17 protein-coding genes and 1 pseudogene are annotated in these 19378 nt (G+C 67.8%); 7 read left to right on the top strand and 11 right to left on the bottom strand.

What is annotated here, in order from left to right:
- Window positions 1-89 precede the first annotated feature (89 nt).
- From rpoH to pcp, 3 genes are all read left to right on the top strand, one after another.
- Window positions 90-971, top strand: a complete 882-nt coding sequence (gene rpoH, locus VH569_RS03710; protein WP_098736116.1) for an RNA polymerase sigma factor RpoH — start codon at window positions 90-92, stop codon at window positions 969-971.
- A gap of 104 nt (window positions 972-1075) precedes the next feature.
- Complete coding sequence (locus VH569_RS03705) at window positions 1076-2551, top strand: glycosyltransferase (protein ID WP_423314163.1); 1476 nt, start codon at window positions 1076-1078, stop codon at window positions 2549-2551.
- A 20-nt stretch (window positions 2552-2571) separates the two neighbouring features.
- Window positions 2572-3219 (top strand): pyroglutamyl-peptidase I, encoded by a 648-nt coding sequence (gene pcp / locus VH569_RS03700; protein ID WP_423314162.1) that lies wholly within the window; start codon window positions 2572-2574, stop codon window positions 3217-3219.
- A 69-nt stretch (window positions 3220-3288) separates the two neighbouring features.
- On the opposite strand, the gene VH569_RS03695 is transcribed toward pcp, so the two are convergent.
- The gene (locus VH569_RS03695; protein ID WP_423314161.1) at window positions 3289-4173 is read right to left on the bottom strand and encodes a LysR substrate-binding domain-containing protein; all 885 of its coding nucleotides are present in this window, start codon (window positions 4171-4173) and stop codon (window positions 3289-3291) included.
- 153 nt (window positions 4174-4326) lie between these two features.
- Between VH569_RS03695 and VH569_RS03690 the strand changes: the two genes are divergently transcribed.
- Window positions 4327-4755, top strand: a complete 429-nt coding sequence (locus tag VH569_RS03690; protein WP_109050266.1) for a VOC family protein — start codon at window positions 4327-4329, stop codon at window positions 4753-4755.
- Between the two features lie 31 nt (window positions 4756-4786).
- Here the strand turns inward: VH569_RS03690 and VH569_RS03685 are convergent, their stop codons facing one another.
- Window positions 4787-5707 (bottom strand): LysR family transcriptional regulator, encoded by a 921-nt coding sequence (locus tag VH569_RS03685; protein WP_423314158.1) that lies wholly within the window; start codon window positions 5705-5707, stop codon window positions 4787-4789.
- A gap of 134 nt (window positions 5708-5841) precedes the next feature.
- Here VH569_RS03685 and VH569_RS03680 point away from each other — a divergent pair, with 134 nt between their 5' ends.
- Window positions 5842-6555: an SDR family NAD(P)-dependent oxidoreductase gene (locus tag VH569_RS03680; RefSeq protein WP_423314156.1), complete on the top strand. Its 714-nt coding sequence runs from the start codon at window positions 5842-5844 to the stop codon at window positions 6553-6555.
- A 12-nt stretch (window positions 6556-6567) separates the two neighbouring features.
- Here the strand turns inward: VH569_RS03680 and VH569_RS03675 are convergent, their stop codons facing one another.
- Together VH569_RS03675 and VH569_RS03670 are read right to left on the bottom strand one after the other, a co-directional pair.
- Window positions 6568-8112: an ABC transporter ATP-binding protein gene (locus tag VH569_RS03675; protein WP_423314154.1), complete on the bottom strand. Its 1545-nt coding sequence runs from the start codon at window positions 8110-8112 to the stop codon at window positions 6568-6570.
- A 14-nt stretch (window positions 8113-8126) separates the two neighbouring features.
- The gene (locus tag VH569_RS03670) at window positions 8127-9122 is read right to left on the bottom strand and encodes a BMP family lipoprotein (protein WP_423314152.1); all 996 of its coding nucleotides are present in this window, start codon (window positions 9120-9122) and stop codon (window positions 8127-8129) included.
- 236 nt (window positions 9123-9358) lie between these two features.
- On the opposite strand from VH569_RS03670, the gene VH569_RS03665 reads away from it, so the two are divergent.
- On the top strand, window positions 9359-10012 hold the full coding sequence (locus VH569_RS03665) for a LysE family translocator (RefSeq protein ID WP_098736110.1): 654 nt from the start codon (window positions 9359-9361) through the stop codon (window positions 10010-10012).
- Between the two features lie 21 nt (window positions 10013-10033).
- Here the strand turns inward: VH569_RS03665 and VH569_RS03660 are convergent, their stop codons facing one another.
- Entirely contained in the window at window positions 10034-10696 is a 663-nt protein-coding gene (locus VH569_RS03660) for a DedA family protein (protein WP_423314149.1), read from the bottom strand.
- A 293-nt stretch (window positions 10697-10989) separates the two neighbouring features.
- On the opposite strand from VH569_RS03660, the gene VH569_RS03655 reads away from it, so the two are divergent.
- A complete protein-coding gene (locus tag VH569_RS03655) occupies window positions 10990-12690 on the top strand; it encodes a methyl-accepting chemotaxis protein (RefSeq protein WP_423314147.1) in 1701 nt (566 codons plus the stop codon).
- 309 nt (window positions 12691-12999) lie between these two features.
- On the opposite strand, the gene VH569_RS03650 is transcribed toward VH569_RS03655, so the two are convergent.
- The 6 genes and pseudogenes from VH569_RS03650 to VH569_RS03625 form a co-directional block, all read right to left on the bottom strand.
- On the bottom strand, window positions 13000-13812 hold the full coding sequence (locus VH569_RS03650; RefSeq protein WP_423314145.1) for an IclR family transcriptional regulator: 813 nt from the start codon (window positions 13810-13812) through the stop codon (window positions 13000-13002).
- A gap of 112 nt (window positions 13813-13924) precedes the next feature.
- Window positions 13925-15337, bottom strand: a complete 1413-nt coding sequence (locus tag VH569_RS03645) for a sigma-54 interaction domain-containing protein (protein WP_423314143.1) — start codon at window positions 15335-15337, stop codon at window positions 13925-13927.
- A 405-nt stretch (window positions 15338-15742) separates the two neighbouring features.
- Entirely contained in the window at window positions 15743-16717 is a 975-nt protein-coding gene (locus VH569_RS03640; protein WP_423314141.1) for a branched-chain amino acid ABC transporter permease, read from the bottom strand.
- Between the two features lie 3 nt (window positions 16718-16720).
- Window positions 16721-17608, bottom strand: coding sequence for a branched-chain amino acid ABC transporter permease (locus VH569_RS03635; RefSeq protein ID WP_376965767.1), 888 nt, complete (start codon window positions 17606-17608; stop codon window positions 16721-16723).
- A 146-nt stretch (window positions 17609-17754) separates the two neighbouring features.
- Entirely contained in the window at window positions 17755-18963 is a 1209-nt protein-coding gene (locus tag VH569_RS03630; protein WP_423314138.1) for an ABC transporter substrate-binding protein, read from the bottom strand.
- Between the two features lie 150 nt (window positions 18964-19113).
- Window positions 19114-19378, bottom strand: a pseudogene (locus VH569_RS03625) (ABC transporter ATP-binding protein); the annotation flags it as partial.

Raw genomic sequence — 19378 nt, 5'->3', positions numbered from 1 at the left:
CTATATGCCTGCCTGCTCCGCCGGAGAGGCCTGGGCCCGCCGCCTTGGGGGTCCTGAACCCGTCATATCGCTTTGCACGAGGATGTGACATGAGCACCGCCATTGCCCTCCGTTCGCCCGATTCCGGCGAATCCCTGTCCCGCTACATCAACGACACGCACCGTTACCCGGTCCTGACGGCCGAGGACGAATACATGCTGGCCAAGGCCTGGACCGAGCATGGCGATGTCGATGCGGCGCACAGGCTGGTCACCAGCCACCTCCGTCTCGTCGTCAAGATCGCCGGCGGTTACCGCGGCTACGGCCTGCCGCTGTCCGACCTGATCGCCGAGGGCAATCTCGGCCTGATGACCGCCGTCAAGAAATTCGAACCCGAACGCGGCTTCCGCCTGTCCACCTACGCGATGTGGTGGATCAAGGCCTCGATCCAGGATTACATCCTGCGGTCCTGGAGCCTCGTGAAGATCGGCACCACCGCCGCGCAGAAGAAGCTGTTCTTCAGCCTGGGCCGCCTGAAGCGGAAGCTGGGCGAGTATGGCAGCGGCGACCTGCACCCCGACAGCGTCACCAGCATCGCCACCGACCTGTCGGTGCCCGAGGATGACGTGGTCGCCATGAACCGCCGGATGTCGGGGCCGGTGGCCTCGCTGAACGCGCCGATGAGCGCCGACGGCGATTCGGGCGAATGGCAGGATTTGCTGGCCGACGAGCGTCCGTCGGTGGAGGAGTCGCTGGTCGAACGCGGTGAGGCCCGTCAGCGCAGCGCCCTGCTGCACGAGGCGATGGCCGTGCTGAACGACCGCGAGCGCGACATCCTGACCAGCCGCCGCCTGTCCGACAGCCCGCTGACCCTGGAGGATCTGTCGGTCCGCTACGGCGTCAGCCGCGAGCGCATCCGCCAGATCGAGGAAAAGGCCTTCGAGAAGGTCGCCCGCCAGACCCGCGTCCTGGCAGCGGCCGTCGCGGCCTGACCCGAAGACAGCTGCCTCCGGAATCCGCGCCAGCTTCGGCGGACGGCACCGTGTAACCCCTCCATCAGCGCCGGCGGTTTCCGCCGGCCTCGTGGAGGCGGCCCATGTCGAAAACCATCCCCCGCGCCCACCCCGAAGTCTCCCGGCCGTCCGCGCCGACGAGTGCCGACGAAACCGGCTTCGAAACCGGCTTCGCCACGGCCCTGCGCCTGCATCGGGCCGGATGCTGGGCACAGGCGCTGGCAATCTATGACCGGCTGCTGGGCGACCCGCGGCTGCCTCCCGCGCAGGCGGCGCACGCCTATGCCAACCGCGGCGCGGCCCTGCGCCGGCTCGGCCGGGCGGACGAGGCGGTGTCCTCCTGCATCGAGGCGCTGGTCCGCTGCCCCGACATGGCCGAGGCCTACGCCAACCTCGGCGCGATCTTGCAGGAGGCCGACCATCCGTTGGCCGCCCTCGACGCCTGCCGCCGGGCCATCGCGCTGGTCCCCGGCCTCCACGCCCCCTATCTGGCGATGGCCCATGCCGGGCAGGACTGCGGCGACCCTGCCGGCGCGCTGGTCCTGCTGCGCCGCGCTGCCACTCTCGCGCCGGCAATGCCCAGCGTGCGCTACAATCTGGCCGAGGCCCTGCTCCAGCACGGGCTGTTCGCGGAAGGCTGGCAGGCGTACGAGGCGCGCTGGCAGGCACGGGAACTGGCGCTGACCAAGCCTGCCTGCACCAAACCCGAATGGACAGGCCAGGACATCGCCGGCAAGACCCTGCTGGTGGTGGAGGAACAGGGATTCGGCGACACCCTGCAATTCGCCCGCCTGATCCCGCTGGTGAAGGCGCGCGGCGCGCGGCGGATCGTCCTGCACTGCCGGGTGCCGCTGGTCCGGCTGCTCGCCGGCATGGCGGGCGTCGATGCGGTGACCGCCGCCCTGCCCAATCCCGACACCTACGATCTCTGGGTGCCGCTGCTGTCGCTGATGCAGCGGCTGGCGGTGACGCCCGACCGCATTCCGGCGGTGGAGCCCTATCTGGCCGCCCCGCCGGACGCCGTCCGGCACTGGACCGGAGCTTTGCCGGAGACGGAGGATTTGCGGGTCGGGCTGGTCTGGGCCGGCGACCCGCGGCTGGGCCATGCCGCCGCCAGCCGGACCGACGCCCGCCGCAGCCTCGCCCTTGCCCAGCTCGCGCCGCTGCTGACGGTGCCGGGCGTGTCCTGGGTCAGCCTGCAAAAGGGACCGGCGGCGGCTCAGCTGGACAGGCCGGCGGTCTTCGACCCGATGCCCGGAGTCACCGACTTCGCCGACACCGCGGCCATCGTCCGGCAGCTCGACCTCGTGATCGGGGTGGACACCGCCGTCGTCCATCTTGCCGGCGCGCTGGGCGTGCCGGTGTGGGTGCTGTCGCGCTTCAGCGGCTGCTGGCGCTGGCTGCTCGACCGCGACGACAGCCCCTGGTACCCGACGCTCCGCCTGTTCCGCCAGCAGCGCCCCGGCGATTGGGCGCCGGTGGTGGCGCGGGTGCGCGAAGAGCTGTTGCGCGCGGTGCAGTTCCCCCGCCATCATCGGGGGCCGGCTCGGACACGATGAAATTTCTCAAGGACTCTGCGATGCCCACCGTCCTTCTGACCGGCTTCGAGCCGTTCGGCGGCGAGCCCGTCAACCCGTCCTGGGAGGCGGTGCGGCAGCTGGACGGCTGGGACTGCCGCGGCCACCGTGTCGCCGCCCGGCTGATGCCCTGCGTGTTCGGTGCGGCGCTCGACGCGCTGGAGCGCGCGGTGGCGGAAACCGATCCGGTGGCACTGCTCGCCGTCGGGCAGGCGCAGAGCCGGGCGGAGCTGTCGCTGGAGCGGGTGGCCGTCAACCTCGACGACGCCCGCATCCCCGACAATGCCGGCAACCGGCCGGTCGATGCGCCGGTGGTGGCGGACGGCCCCGCCGCCTATTTCGCCAGCCTGCCGGTCAAGGCGATGGCAGCCGCCCTGCGCGACGCCGGCATCCCCGCCGGCCTGTCGCACAGCGCCGGCAGCTTCGTCTGCAACCACCTGTTCTACGGCGCCTGCCATCTGCGGGCAGTGCGGCGGCCGGGCTTGCGCGTCGGCTTCCTGCACATCCCGCTCGCACCAGAACAGGCGGTGCGCCACCCCGGCATGCCGTCGATGGCCATCGACCGGGTGGTCGCCGGCCTGCGCATCGCCGTGGACACCCTGCTGGCGACCGGCGAGGACCGGCATGAGGCGGCCGGCACGCTGGAGTAGCCGGACTCTGGCTTTTTGATTTTCCGTGCGATTCACGCTTCAGACGATTCCGTCTGAAGCGATCACACTCTATGCCACCTCGGTCAGCAGCCATTCCTTGAAGCGGCGCACCCGGCGCGCCCGCTCGGCGCCCGGCGCGTGGGCGATCAGGTAGCGGCCGCGCGGCCGCAGCGTCTCGGTGAAGGGCTGGACCAGCCGCCCCGACGCCACATCGTCTCCGACCAGGAAGACCGGCAGCAGGGCGACCCCCATGCCCGCCGACGCCGCTTCGATGATCATGAAGAAATGCTCGAAGGCCAGAGACAGCGCCGCCTCGGGCAGCGGCAGGCCGAAGGCAGCGAGGTAGACACGCCAGGAATCGGGCCGGGTGGTGTGCTGCAACAGCCGGTGCTGCGCCAGATCGGCGGGATGGCTCAACGGCGGCCCCTGCTCCAGCAGCGAGGGTGCGCAGAAGACGCCCATCGTCTCCGGCATCAGGGTCGCGATCTCCGCCCCCGGCCACTCCTCCACGCCATAGCGGATGGCGACGTCGATGCGCTCCTTGGCGAAATCGACGCGGTGCTCGCCGATGCTGACCTCGACCTGGATGTCGGGGTTCTCCGCCTGGAATCCCTTCAGCCGCGGGATCAGCCAGCGCTGCGTCAGGGTCGGCAGCGCACTGACCCGCAGCACCCCGCCCTCCTGCGCGCGGGCCGCCCGCGCCGCCGCGGCGATGCGGTCGAGCGCCGCCGACGCCTCGCTGTAGAAGGCTGCCCCGGTCGGCGTCAGTTCGATGCCGCGGCCGACACGGCGGATCAGCTCGACCCCCAGATCGGCCTGGAGGGTCTGCATCATGCGGCTGACCGCACCCTGGGTCACCGCCAGCTCGTCGGCCGCCCTGGTGAAGCTGAGATGGCGGGCCACCGCGACGAAGCTGCGGACGGCGTTGAGCGACGGCAGGACGCGGTCGGGCATGGACAATCCGAATCATGAGTTGAACTCATAAATCTCTGCCCGAGAACTCGTTTGTCAAGTGTGCCGGGATACGCTCTGCTTGGGGCACAAACAGCCCCCCGGCAGCCACACTGGCAGCTCACCGCCACCCGGTCGCGAAAGGCCAACCCTCCGATGACGACGCTGACGCCCTTCCACATCGCCTTCCCGGTCGACGATCTGGCCGCCGCCCGCCATTTCTACGGCACCGTCCTGGGCTGCCCGGAGGGGCGCAGCAGCGACGAGTGGATCGACTTCGACCTGTTCGGCCACCAGATCGTCGCCCATCTGAAGCCGCGCGACCCCAGCGCCGCCCCGGCCCACCACAACCCGGTGGACGGCCACGACGTGCCGGTCCCGCATTTCGGCGTCGTGCTGCAACCCGCCGACTGGGACGCCTTCGCCGAGAAGCTGAAGGCCGCCGGCATCAAGTTCGTGATCGAGCCCTACACCCGCTTCAAGGGTCAGGTCGGCGAGCAGTCCACCATGTTCTTCCTCGACCCCGCCGGCAACGCCCTGGAGTTCAAGGCCTTCGCCGACATGTCGAAGCTGTTCGCGAAGTAACCGGTTTGGAAGCACAGGCCGCGGGCCGTCCTTACGGATAGGCCCGCCGGCACACCGCCGCGATGGTCTCGCGGAGCCAGCGGTGGGCCGGGTCCGCCTGCAGGCGCGGATGCCAGATGGCGGAGATGGCGAAATCCGCCGTCCGCACCGGCAGCTCGAAGCTTTGCAATCCCCAGCCGGCATCGCCGGCCGTCAGGCTGTTGCCCAGGCAGGAGCGCGGAACTGCCGCGATCAGATCCGACCCGGCGGCGACCCGCATCGCGTCGGGGTAGCGCGGAACGACCAGGGGCACGGTGCGGATGAGGCCCAGTTCCGCCAGCGCGTCGTCGACCGGTCCGTGAAACTCGCCCCGGCGCGACGCGGCGACATGGCCGCAGGCGGCATAGCGTTCCAGCGTCACCGCGCCGTCCGCGAGCAGCGGATGCCCGCTGCGGGCGACACCGACCAGCCTGTCGCGGAACAGCAGCTGCGTCAGCAACTCCGGCGCCGAGGTGCCGAGCACACCGATCTCCAGGTCGATCCGCCCGTCCCGCAGCGGCTCCGCCTCCTTGTCGGGCTTCGGCACGAACCGCAGGCGCACATGCGGCGCGGCATCCGCCACTGCAACCATCACCGGCGCCGCCATCAGCTCCACGAACCCCTCGCCGGCCCGGATGGTGAAGGTGCGACGAACCGATGCGAGGTCCAGCCGCCCGCCGGCAGGCCGAAGGGCCGCCTGCACGTCGCGGCAGAGCGCATGGACATGGCCGGAAATCTCCTCGGCATAGGGCGTCGGGACAAGGCTGCGGCCGGCCTGGACCAGCAGCGGGTCGCCCGTCACCCGGCGCAGCCGCGCAAGCGTCCGGCTCATGGCGGAAGAGCTCAGGCCCAGGCGGCGGGCGGCCCCCGTCACGCTGCGTTCGGTCAGCAGCGCATCCAGCGGCAGGAGAAGGTTCAAGTCGATGGCCTGCATCGGCGCAGGATAACCGGGCGGACAGCCGACGCATAGCGCCGGACGCAATCGATCTTTGCATCCTGTGCGGCTGGCGCAAGGCCGGGGCTCCGGACATATGGAGCATGGACATCGACAGCAGGAGCCACGATCCCATGCAGCATCTCCCCACCGACTCCCATCGCAGCATTCTTCTGGTCGGCGCGTCGCGCGGCCTCGGCCATGCCATGGCGGCGGAATTCCTGAAGAAGGGCTGGAGCGTTCTCGGCACGGTGCGCGGTCCCAATCGCACCGAACTGCACGATCTGGCCGACGCCCATCCCGGCCGGGTCGAGATCGAAAGCCTGGACATCTGCATGCCCGACCAGTTGGCCGCGCTCCGCGACAGGCTGGTGGGCAGAACGTTCGACATCCTGTTCGTCAATGCCGGAACCGCCAACCGCGACCCAACGCAGACCATCGGCGAGGTCTCGACCGACGAGTTCATCCACGTCATGACCACCAACGCCCTCGGCCCGATGCGCGTCATCGAAAGCCTGGAGCGCAACGTTACCGCTGCCGGGCTGATCGGCGTGATGTCATCCGGACAGGGAAGCATCGCCAACAACCTGTCCGGCCAGCGGGAGCTTTACCGCGGCAGCAAGGCGGCGCTGAACATGTTCATGCGCAGCTTCGCGGCGCGCCGGGCCGGCAGCGGCCGTCCGCTGGCGGTGATGGCGCCGGGCTGGATCCGGACAGCACTCGGCGGTGCCGATGCACCGCTGTCCATCGAGGACAGCATTCCGAAGCTGGTCGATGTGCTGCTCGCCAAGCAGGACAGGCCCGGCCTGGAGTATCTCGACTATCAGGGGCGGACCGTTCCCTGGTGAGGGGCGAACCCCTCACCCGCAACCCGCCATCATCAGACCCAGCGTCTTCTCGTCCGCCCGGTCCGGCATCACCTCGCCGACGATGTGGCCGTCGAACATCACGACGATGCGGTCGGCGAGCGCCCGGATCTCGTCCAGTTCGACCGACACCAGCAGGATCGCCTTGCCCTGGTCGCGCAACGCCACCAACCGGCGGTGGATGAATTCGATGGCGCCGATGTCGACGCCGCGGGTGGGCTGGCCGACCAGCAGCAGGTCGGGGTTCCGCTCGATTTCGCGGGCCAGCACGATCTTCTGCTGGTTGCCGCCGGAGAAGTTGGCCGCCGCCAGACTGCCGTCGCGCGGGCGGGTGTCGTATTCCTCCATCCGGCGGGCGCAGCTTTCCGCCACCGCGTCGCGGTCCAGAAGCACCCGGCCGTTCCAGGCCGGATCGTCCTGGAAGCCCAGGATCGAGCATTCCTCCGCCGAGAAGCTGGTGACGAGCCCGACCTTCTGCCGGTCCTCCGGCACATGCCCGACGCCCAGGCCACGCAGCGCGCGGGCGTTGAAGCGGTTGGGATGACCGGCCAGTTCCTCCCCGCGCAGGCGGACGGATCCGCCGGCGATGGGCCGCATGCCGGCCAGCGCCTCCAGGAGTTCGGACTGGCCGTTGCCGGAAACGCCGGCGATGCCGACGATCTCGCCGGCCCGCACCGACAGCCCGACCCCCTTCACCCGCTCCACGCCCGAGGGATCGCGCACCCGCAAGCCCTCGACCCGCAGCACCTCCGCCCCCGGATGGGCCGGCGTCTTGTCGACGCGCAGCAGAACCTTGCGGCCGACCATCAGCTCGGCCAGTTGCTCGCGGCTGGTGTCGCGGGTGGCGACGTTGGCGACCACCTGCCCGCGCCGCATCACCGTGACGTTGTCGGTCAGCTCCATGATCTCGCGGAGCTTGTGGGTGATGATGACGACCGTCTTGCCCTGCTGGCGCAGCGCCCGCAGGATGCGGAACAGATGGTCGGCCTCCTGCGGGGTCAGCACGCCGGTGGGCTCATCCAAAATCAGGATGTCGGCGCCGCGGTAGAGCGCCTTCAGGATCTCGACCCGCTGCTGGGCGCCGACCGGCAGGTCGCCGACCGGGCTGTCGAGATCGACCTCCAGCCCATAATCGCGGGCCAGCCGGGTCAGCTCGGTCCTGGCCCGGGCGAGGCCGCCCGCCAGGGTGACGCCGCCTTCCGCCCCCAGCAGCACATTCTCCAGCACGCTGAAGGGGTCCACCAGCATGAAGTGCTGATGGACCATGCCGATGCCGGCAGCCAGAGCGTCTCGCGGGGTCCGGATGGCGGCAGGATTGCCGTTCACCCGGATTTCCCCGCTGTCGGCGCGCAGATAGCCGTAGACGATGCTCATGATCGTCGACTTGCCGGCGCCGTTCTCGCCGATCACCCCATGGATGGTGCCGGCCGGGACCGACAGCGACACGTCGCGGTTGGCATGGTTGGTGCCGAACCACTTGTTGATCGCCACCGTCTCCAGGGCGATTGGCCCGTTTTTCTGGGCACGACCTTCAGTCATCGAAGCATCCGGGCTCAGGGCTGGTACGGCTTGACCGCCAGCGAGCCCGCGATGATCTGCTTCTTCGCCTCTTCCAGCTTCGCTTCCATCTCCGGCGCGATCAGCTTGCGGTTGTTGTCGTCCAGCGCATAGCCGACGCCGTCCTCCTTCAGCCCGACGACGCGATGACCGGCCTTCCAGCTGCCGTCCTTCGCCGACTTCATGCAGTCGTAGACGACGACGTCCACCCGCTTGACCATCGAGGTCAGGACCTTGCCGGGATGGACATGGTTCTGGTTGCTGTCGACGCCGATGGACAGCTTGCCGGCATCGGCAGCCGCCTGCAGCACGCCGAGACCGGTGGCGCCCGCCGCGGCGAAGACCACGTCGGCCCCGCGCGAGAACTGGCTCTTGGCCAGTTCGGCGCCGCGGCCGGGATCGTTCCAGGCGGCCGGCGTGGTGCCGGTCATGTTGACGAACACCTCGTCGGCGGCCGCGACATGCTTCACGCCCTGCTCGTAGCCGGTCAGGAAGTTGCGGATCAGCGGGATGTCCATGCCGCCGATGAAGCCGACCTTGCCGGTCTTCGACGCCAGCGCTGCCGCCATGCCGACCAGGAAGGATCCCTCCTCCTCCTTGAAGGTCACGGACTGGACGTTGGGGGCGTCCAGCTTGTCGTCGATCAGGCAGAACTTGGTCTTGGGCGATTCCTTCGCCACCTTGTCCACCGCCGCGGTCTGCGAGAAGCCGACGGCGACGATGACCGAGGCGCCGCGGCGGACCAGCGTGCGCATGGCCTGCTCGCGCTGGCCCTCGTTGGTGATCTCGAACTCGCGGTAGGCGGTGCCGGTTTCCTTCTTGAACCGCTCGGCGCCGTTATAGGCGGCCTCGTTGAAGGACTTGTCGAACTTGCCGCCCTGGTCGAACACCACGGCCGGCGAGAAATCGTCGGCCAGCGCCGGAGCGCCGCCGCCGACTCCAGCTCCGGCCGCGGTCACCGCCAGCATGGCTGCAAGAATACGCGTCTTCATGTCCCACCCACTCCCGACTGCGGAAACTTGACCCAAAGGATAACCGCGCCATGATTTCACACAACAGGGAAAGCGGACGAAACAACGGAGCGAATCGGGTCGCCCCCGGTTGACGACGGGGGCTGGGGCGTTTATCACCCCCGCCGATAGTCGTTGCGACGAACTGGCGACGGGCACGGCCATCTGAAGGCACGGCCATCTGAACTTGGCCATAAAGAAATTGGGGGCGACGCTCGGTGAACGAAGTCTGGGTGCTCTTGCAGGGAATCGCTCTCGGATTCGCCATCGCCGCACCCGTCGGGCCGATCGGCCTGCTGTGCATCCGCCGCACCCTTCAGCATGGCCCCCTGATGGGCTTCTTCACCGGATTCGGCGCCGCGGTGGCCGACACCTTCTATGGCGCCATCGCCGCCTTCGGCGTGTCGGCGGCGCTCAGCTTCCTGCGCGGCCACGAGATCGCCTTCCAGCTGATCGGCGGCATCTTCCTGCTGGTGGTGGCGGTCCGCACCTTCCGCCAGCATCCCGACGCCGACGAGCGCGAGGCGGCTTCCGCCCCCGACACCAAATCCTGGCTGGCCGGCTTCATGACAGGCCTGTCGCTGACCCTGACCAACCCGGCGACCATCATGGCCTTCATCGCCATCTTCGCCGGCTTCGGACTGGGCGGCACGCTGGACCGGCTGGAAGCCTCCACCCTGGTGCTGGGCGTCTTCATCGGGTCGTCGCTGTGGTGGATAACGCTGTCGATGGGGGTGGCCGCCGTTCGCCACCGCATCTCCGACCGCGGGCTGACCATGCTGAACCACTGCACCGGCGTGGCGCTGGGCCTGTTCGGCCTGTGGGCGCTGGGAATGGCCGCCACCGGCATCGTCGGAATGGCGACGGCCTGATCCCCGGTCGGCAACCGCCTCTCAGCAGCCGGCCGACGGCGTGACGCCCGGCGCCTCCGCGGCCGTGCCGCCCTTGCGCAGCAGATGCAGGTGCTTTGACAGCCGCCACAGATAGAGGCCCACCAGCACCACCAGCAGCCCGACGGTGAAATAGCCGACCAGCCGGTGGGCGAAGGGCCAGGTGGACAGCATGTAGCCGGTCCAGGCCAGCAGCAGCGTCCACAGCACCGACCCGATGCCGGACGCCAGCGAATAGTTCAGGATCGACATCTTGCAGGCGCCGGCCGGGATCGAGATCAGCGTCCGCACCCCCGGCACCGGCTGCGAGAACAACACGGCCAGCCCGCCGCGCCTGGCGAACCAGTCGGTGCTCTGCCGCACCTTCTTCGGGTTGATGGTCAGCCAGGGGCCGTATTTCTTCAAAAAGGCCTCCAGCCGGTCGCGGCCCATCAGCCGGCTCGGCAGGAACCACACCAGCTGTCCGGCCAGCGAGCCGAGCCCGCCGGCGATGGCCACCCCGACCAGCGTGAATTCCCCGGTCGCCGCCCCGATCCCCGCCAGCGGGATCACCGACTCGGCAGGGATCGGCGGGAAGACCCGCGCCAACGCCACCAGAAAGAAAATCCCGACATAGTGGAGGTTGTGCATCACCTGCACCAGCCAGTCCGTCAAGCCGCCTGCCAAGCCACGTCTCCCCGCCGGAATCCAGCCGCATCCTGAAAACGGCCCGCCGTCATGAAGAGTTCCCGACCGCGAAAAGCGCAAACGGCGGAGGCTCGGGCTCGCCCAATAGCAGAACATCGCTCCGGCGACAGATACTTTAAAATCGTTCCAGCAATACGACTTTCTTCATAGGTTGTATTTTGTGGCAACGGGTAAAGCAATTTTAAGATTATGCAACGTACAAAATGCATTTCTAATAAAAATAACCTGTAAATTTGTAAATAAAAACTCACGACTTGAGGGGGTATTAAGGGATGTCTTTGGGAAATCTTAAGATATCTATGAAGATCATGCTGATCGTCAGCATGCTTTCCGTAGTGAGCATGACAATTGCCGGCTTCGGTGCAATTGGATTGCAATCCCTTGGATCTGCGATCACGGACCTTGACGAAGCGACGACTGAGGTGCGTCTCAGTTCCCGCCTCAATCGTCTGCTTGCCGAAATCAACCGCGACGAATACAGCCTCGCAATCGATCCGGGCGAGGTCGGCACCGTATCCGCCGCCATCGAGGAGCGCCGCAAGGCGATTGCCGACGCCATCGCGCGGCTCAAGGGCACGGTCGAAGGGGAGCAGGTGGTCATCCTGCAGAAGATCGAACGCCAGCTTCCCGCCTATTACGAGAAGCTGGCGGCGTCCCTCGATGCGGCGCGCAAGGTCCAGGGCTTGTCCACGCTGACCGACGGGCAGCGGACGATCAAGGTCGCCGTGGAGGCGAGCCGCACCGACGTCAGGAGCCTGCGCAGCGACATCACGGCCTTCCTCGATTTCACCGAGAAGGACTCGACCGAGCTGGCGCGGACGGCCGAGAAGATGGCGGCCCTGAAGCTGACCTGGATGTTCGTCCTCGCCGGCGCCGGAACCCTGGCGGGACTGCTGCCCGGCCTGCTGGTCTCGCAGAAGGGCATTGTCGGGCCGATCAAATCCATCGTCTCGTCGCTGCGCGGGCTGGCCGACGGCAACCTGACGGTCGAGATCGCCGGAACGGGCCGCCGCGACGAGGTGGGGGCAATCGCCGAAACCGCCAGCATCTTCAAAGCCAACCTGATCCGCAGCCGCGAGCTGGAGGAGGAGGCGAAGCAGGCCGAAGCCAGGGCGGCGGCGGAGCGCAGGCAGGCCATGCTCGGCTTGGCGGACGAGTTCGAGACGAGCATCGGCACCGTCGTCGAGGCGGTCTCCAGCGCCGCGGCGCAGCTCCAGTCCACCGCGCGGACCATGTCGGCGGTCGCCGAGGAGACGGCCCGCCAGTCGACGGCGGTCGCCGCCGCGACCGAACAGGCTTCGGCCAACGTGCAGACGGTGGCGGCGGCCTCGGAGGAGCTCAGCAGCTCCATCGGCGAAATCAGCCGGCAGGTGGCCGAGTCCGCCACCATCTCCGGTCAGGCGGTGAGCGAGGCCGAGCGCACCAACGGCACGGTCGAAGGGCTGGCCGTGGCGGCGCAGCGGATCGGCGACGTGGTCAGCCTGATCCAGAACATCGCCAGCCAGACCAATCTGCTGGCACTCAACGCCACCATCGAGGCGGCGCGGGCCGGCGAGGCGGGGAAAGGCTTCGCCGTGGTGGCGAGCGAGGTGAAACAGCTCGCCAACCAGACCGCCAAGGCGACCGAGGACATCTCCACCCAGATCGCGGAAATCCAGACCCAGACCGGCGGCGCCGTCACTGCCATCCGCAACATCGGCCGGACCATCACCCAGGTGAACGAGATCTCCAACAGCATCGCGGCGGCGGTCGAGGAGCAGACTGCCGCCACCGGCGAAATTGGCCGCAACGTCCAGCAGGCGGCCCAGGGAACCCAGGAGGTCTCTTCCAGCATCGCAGGCGTCAGCAAGGCCGCCGACGAGGCCGGCACCTCGTCGAACGAGGTGCTGTCCGCCGCCTCGCTGCTGTCGCAGGAGGCAGGGCGCCTGCGCAGTGAGGTGGACGGCTTCCTGTCGCGGGTCAGGGCGGCCTGACGGGCCGACAGGACGCTTGAACAGAGGACCAGACCCCGGAAGGGCGGAGACGGCGGGGCGTTGGATTGAACGTGCCCGCACATCCCCGACATCCCCGCCCTTCCGGGGGGCCGGCCCCCCTGGCACCGAATGGAGGACCGGCCGGAACAGGACAAACCCGGATCGGGAAGCCTGTCTGGAACGATTCAAAGAATGGCTATAAACACCTGATTCGTCCAATCGATTTTTCAGGATACTCCGATAGGAAAAACCGATTGGCGCGGGACGGGGCGGCGGTTTCCCGGTCCCCCGCCCGTTGAACGGGCTCCCTCACCCGTTGAACAGGGTCGCGTCGATCCGCCGAACCATCGCCACCAGCCGTGGCGCGAACTCCTCCTCCAGCCTCTTCAGATCGACCATGAAGGCCGGCCCGCCGCAGTTGAAGGCCAGCACCTGCGAGCCGTCGCGCGGCACGAAGGGAACGCCGACGGCATGGACCTCCGACTTCCAGGCACCGATGGAGCGGCAATAGCCGCGCGTCCGGTAATCCTCGATGGCCTGGAGGACGCCGTCGCGGATCTCCGGCCAGCGTTCCCCCTCATGCTCCTCCAGCTTCGCCATCAGCGGCGCCCGTTCCGCCTCCGGCAGGGCGGCCAGATAGGCGCGGCCCATGCCGGTGGTCGACAGCTTGATGTGGGAGCCGACATCCAGCGACAGGGTGATCGGGCCGGTGGCCTTGCAGCATTCCAGATAGATCATGCTCAGCCGGTCGCGCCCGCCCAGCGCCACTGCCAGCCCGGTCTGGTCGGCCAGTTCCTGCATCAGCGGGCGGGCGACCTGCCGGATGCCCATGCCCGACAGGCTGGCATAGCCGAGCGCCAGCACCGAGGTGCCGAGCCGGTACTTGCCGGTGTTCTGGTCGTAGGAGAGGTATCCCAGCTTGGCCAAGGTGTAGGTCAGCCGCGACACCGTCGGCTTGGGCAGGCCGGTGCGCTGCGCCAGTTCCAGATTGCCCAGCATCGACTCGTTGCGGCGGAAGGCGCGCAGCAGTTCCAGCCCGCGGGCCAGTGCGGTGACGAAACGCGGATCCTTCTCGTCCTCCGCCAGATCGTCGGCGACCAGAGCCTCTTCCCGCCTGCGCATGCCCGAACCCTCCCGCAAACCAGTGCGGGACGATCCTGACAGTGGGGGGCCGGCACGTCAATGAAACAGCGTTCCGCAGTACGGAATTTACTGCGGCCGGCCTGTGCCGCCGCTACTGGGTCGCCCCCAGCCCCAGCGTCACCATGCGCTCGTACAGCGACGCGCGCGAAATGCCCAGCAGCTTCGCCGCCCGCGCCTTGACGCCGTTCGCCTCCTCCAGCGCCGCGGCGATGGCGTGGCGCTCGGCGGCGTGCAGCACCTCTTGCAACGGCCGCGCGCCGGCCGCCAGCGGCAGGGCCGACGCGCCGGCCGGATGCTGGCCGGGCAGCACGCTGCGGATGTACGGTGCGGTCAGGATCGGCGCGTCGGTCAGCGCCACCACCCGTTCCAGCGTGTTGTAAAGTTCGCGCACATTGCCGGGCCAGTCATAGTCGCGCAGCACCTGCACCGCCGATTCCAGCAGCTCGCGCGGCGGCGTGCCCTGCTGGATCGCCAGCTGTTCCAGGATGCGGTCGGCGATGCTCTCGATGTCCTCCGGCCGGTCGCGCAGCGGCGGCAGGGTGATCGGCACCACGTTCAGCCGGTAATAGAGGTCGGCGCGGAACTGCTTCTCGCGCACCAGGGCATGCAGGTCGCGGCTGGTGGCGGCGATGATGCGGACATCGACCCGCACCACCTTGTTGGAGCCGAGCGGCTCGATCTCCCGCTCCTGCAACACGCGCAGAAGCTTGGCCTGCACCGGCAGCGGCATGTCGCCGATCTCGTCGAGGAACAGGGTGCCGCCGTTGGCAAGCTGGAACTTGCCGTCGCGGTGGCGGCGGTCGGCACCGGTGAAGGCGCCGGGGGCGACGCCGAAGAACTCCGCCTCCAGCAGGGTTTCCGGAATGGCGGCGACATTGACGCCGACGAAGGGCTTGGACGCCCGTGGGCTGGCGGAATGGATGGCCTGGGCCAGCAGTTCCTTGCCGGTCCCGGTTTCGCCCAGCAGCAGGACGGTCGAATCCATCTGGGCGGCGCGGCGGCCCAGCCGCTTGATCTCGCGGATCGATTCGCTAGCGCCCAGGAACTGCGAGAAGGAGTATTTGGCGCGGCGCTCATGCGCCAGCTCCTGCTGGGTGCGGGCCAGCTCCTCCTGCATCTTCTCGTATTTGCGGACCAGCGGGCGGAGATATTCGGCGCGGTCGAACAGCACGAAGCCGATGGCGCCGATGATCGAGCCGTCGGTGCCGAACAGCGGCATCCGCGTCACCACGAAGGACCGGTCGTCGAACTCCATGATGTCCAGCGGCTGCGGCTGGCCGCTGTCGATCACCCGGCGCAGCTGGCTGTTGGGGATGACGTCCTCCACCTGCCGGCCGCGTGGATCGCCGGGAACCCCCAGCAGAGCCTTGTACTTCTCGTCCATCCAGGCGATGCGGCCGGCGTGATCGACGGCGACGGCGCCGACGCACATGGATTCCAGATGTTCGAACAGGGAGTGGACCGCCCGCTGGCGCAGCGCTTCGAAATCCACGGTGTCGCCCACGTCACCCTCCCAAACGGGACCGATCTTCGTCGTCCCGGTGTCGAGGCCCCTTGCGATGCCCGCTTTGGGGTCTGCTGCGTTGCAGCGCAATTTGCCAACAATATCAGAGGTCAACATAGTAGCCCATCCGTCGGATTAAAGGGAAGGCGCACAGGATCGGGCGGGTGCGCGCGGTCATCCGCACCCGTTCATCAGACCAGACCTTTACGGAACGGCTCGCGGGCGCTCTTTTTAAAAAGGCAACCCGGACCTGTTCTCTACATCCTCCGCCATACCCCTTCGCGGTTTTGGGATTTTCAACTCACGCGGGAGAGGGGCGGGTGATGGGATGAGGAAAAAGAGGGGGACCTTTCGGTCCCCCCTGGGGGAGTTCTGTCGGGAGCTCCACGGAAACGGCGGGCGGGGTCAGTGCCCCCGCTTCGGCAGGCGGGCCAGCAGCTCGCCGACGATGCCGCGACGGAAGACCAGCACGCAGACGACGAAGATGCAGCCGATCACCACCGGCACCGGCAGGCTGGTGGAGGCGAGATAACTTTCCAAGGTCACCACCAGCCCCGCACCCACCACCGGCCCGAACAAAGTGCCCATGCCGCCCAAGAGCGTCATCAGCACCACCTCGCCCGACATCTGCCACGTCACGTCGGTCAGGCTGGCGAGCTGGAACACCAGCGCCTTGGTCCCGCCGGCCAGACCGGCAAGCGAGGCCGACAGCACGAAGGCCACCAGCTTGTAGCGGTCGGTGCGGTAGCCGAGCGACACCGCGCGCGGCTCGTTCTCGCGGATCGCCTTCAGCACCTGCCCGAAGGGCGAATGCACCGTGCGCCAGATCAGGGCGAAGCCGGCGACGAAGATCGCCAGCACGGTGTAGTACATGGTCAGCGGCTGGCCGAGGTCGAACAGCCCGAACAGGGTGCCGCGCGGCACGCCTTGGATGCCGTCCTCGCCATGGGTGAAGGGCAGCTGGAGCGCCAGGAAGAACACCATCTGGCTCAACGCCAGCGTGATCATGGCGAAATAGATGCCCTGCCGGCGGATGGCGATCAACCCGAAGACCAGACCCATCAGGCCGGCGACCGCGGTGGCGGCGATCAGCCCGAACTCCGGTGCCCAGCCCCATTCCTTCACCACATGCGCGGCGATGTAGGCCGCCCCGCCGAAGAAGGCGGCATGGCCGAAGCTGAGCAGGCCGGCAAAGCCGATCAGCAGGTTGAAGGCGCAGGCGAACAGCGCGAAGCACAGCACCTTCATCAGGAAGACGGGGTAGAGCACGAATGGTGCGGCGACGGCGATCAGCAGCAGGATGGCGGCGATCACCGCCGTTCCGGCGCCGCGGGCAGGGCCGCGCAGGGCGACGTGGGTGGAATTGCTGGCGACGCTCATGGATCAGCGCTCCCGTCCGAAGAGGCCCGCGGGCTTGATGAGAAGAACGATCGCCATCACGACGAACACGACGATGTTGGAGGCCTCCGGATAGAAGACCTTGGTCAGCCCCTCCAGCAGCCCCAGCCCCAGCCCGGTGACGATGGCCCCCAGGATCGACCCCATGCCGCCGATCACCACCACGGCGAAGACGATGATGATCAGGTTGGTCCCCATCAGCGGCGACACCTGATAGATCGGCGCCGCCAGCACCCCGGCCAGACCGGCCAGCGCCACGCCGAAGCCGTAGGTCAGCGACACCATCACCGGCACGTTGATGCCGAAGGCCTGCACCAGCGTCGGATTCTCCGTCGCCGCGCGCAGATAGGCGCCCAGCTTGGTCCGCTCGATGGCGAACCAGGTGCCGAAGCAGACGGTGAGGGAGGCGACGACGACCCAGGCGCGGTAGTTGGGCAGGAACATGAAGCCCAGATTCTGCCCGCCCTTCAGCGCGTCCGGGATGGGATAGGGCTGGCCCGACACGCCGTACTGGTGGCGGAACGCCCCCTCCAGGATCAGCGCCAGACCGAAGGTCAGCAGCAGACCATAGAGGTGGTCGAGCTTGTAGAGCCGCGACAGCATCGACTTTTCCAGCGCGATGCCGAGCAGCCCGACCACCAGCGGCGCCACGATAAGCGCCCCCCAGTATCCGATCCCGGCATAGGTCAGCAGCAGCCACGCCACGAAGGCGCCGACCATGTAGAGCGCGCCATGGGCGAAGTTGATGACGTTCAACATGCCGAAGATCACCGCCAGCCCCAGGCTGAGCAGCGCATAGAAGGAACCATTGATCAGTCCGAGCAGAAGCTGCCCGAACAACACTTGGGGCGGAACACCCAGCAGGCTGAACATCTCCGCGTCTCTCCCGGTTCGTGGTTGTTGTTTTTTGGGTTGTTGTTTTTTGTTTTGGATTGGGTAGCCGTCGATTGCCATCCTCCGGTCCCGCCCAATGGGCGGGCGGGACCGGAGGACGGCCTAACGCCTTACGTCACCGCCCCTCACTTCACCAGCGTACAGCCGCTCTGCTTGGGATCCATGAAGGCGGTGTCGGCCGGGATGGTCTTGACGATCTTGTAATAGTCCCAGGCCCCCTTCGACTCGGCCGGGGTCTTCACCTGGGCCAGATACATGTCGTGGAACATGCGGCCGTTGGCGGCGATCTTGCCCTTCTTGGCGAACATGTCCTCGACCGGCAGCTCGCGCATCTTGGCAGACACCTTGTCGGCGTCGTCGGTCTTCGCCGCCTCGACCGCCTTCAGATAGTGCTTGACCGCCGAATAGACGCCGGCCTGCACCATGGTCGGCTTCTTGCCGGCCTTGGCTTCGAACTTTTTGGACCACTCGCGGGTCTGGTCGTCCGCATCCCAGTAGAAGCCGGTGGTCAGCATCAGCCCCTGCGCCGATTGCAGGCCCAGCGCATTCACGTCGGAGATGAACATCAGCAGGCCGGCCAGGCTCTGGCCCGACTGGGTGATGCCGAACTCCGCGGCCTGCTTGACCGCGTTGACGGTGTCGCCGCCGGCGTTCGCCAGACCGATGACGTCGGCGCCCGAGCCTTGCGCCTGCAACAGGAAGGACGAGAAGTCCGACGTGCCGAGCGGATGGCGCACCGAGCCGGAGATGGTGCCGCCGAGCGACTTCACCATCTTGGTGGTCTCCTCTTCCAGCGACTGGCCAAAGGCATAGTCGGCGGTCACGAAGAACCACTTCTTCTTGCCCTGCTCATACAGGGCGCGGCCGGTGCCGGCGGCCATGGCGTAGTTGTCGTAGGTCCACTGGAAGCCGTAGGGGCTGCACTGCGCACCGCTCAGCGCGGTGGCGCCCGGACCGGACATCAGGAAGATGCGCTTCTTGTCCTTGGTGATGCCCTGCACCGCCAGGGCGGCGGCGGAGTTCGGCACGTCGGCGATGACGTCGACGCCGCCGGTGTCGACCCACTCGCGCGCCTTCGAGGCGGCGATGTCGGCCTTGTTCTGGTGATCGGCGACGACGATCTCGACGGGCGCGCCGGCGACCTTGTTGCCGAACTCCTCCGCCGCCATCCGCGCGGCGATGGCGGAGCCTTCGCCGGCCAGATCGGCGTAGATGCCGGAACGGTCGTTCAGCACGCCGATGCGGATGACGTTGTCCGACACCTGGGCGGAAGCCGGAACGACAGTCCCGGCGAGCGTCAGCAGGGCGGTGCCGGCGAGAAGAAGCGTGCGCATCGGAAGGTCTCTCCCTCTTGGTTTTATTGGCGGCCGAGTCCCATCGTGGGTCCCTCTGCCGTGATCGGGCACGGATCCGGCGGTTCGCCGCCCCGGCCCTGGAAGAGGGACGGAGCGGCGTCGGTGCCGGTGATGTCGGGGCTGGAGCGCCTACACGCCGAGATAGGTGTGCAGCTTGTCCATGTTGGCGTGGAGTTGGTCGTTGGGGATCATGTCGACCACATGGCCTTCCTCCATCACGTAATGGCGGTCGGCGATGGTGGCGGCGAAGCGGAAATTCTGCTCCACCAGCACGATGGTGAAGCCGCGCTGTTTCAGGGCGCGCACCGCGACGCCGATCTGCTCGATGATGACCGGAGCCAGCCCCTCGGTCGGCTCGTCCAGCAGGATCAGGGTGGCGCCGGTGCGCAGGATG

Origin of the sequence: Azospirillum sp. 11R-A, from assembly GCF_049472615.1 — a bacterium.
Lineage (GTDB): Bacteria > Pseudomonadota > Alphaproteobacteria > Azospirillales > Azospirillaceae > Azospirillum > Azospirillum palustre.
Note: the sequence above shows the minus strand (reverse complement) of the source record. Positions and strands in the feature narration are given on the sequence as shown.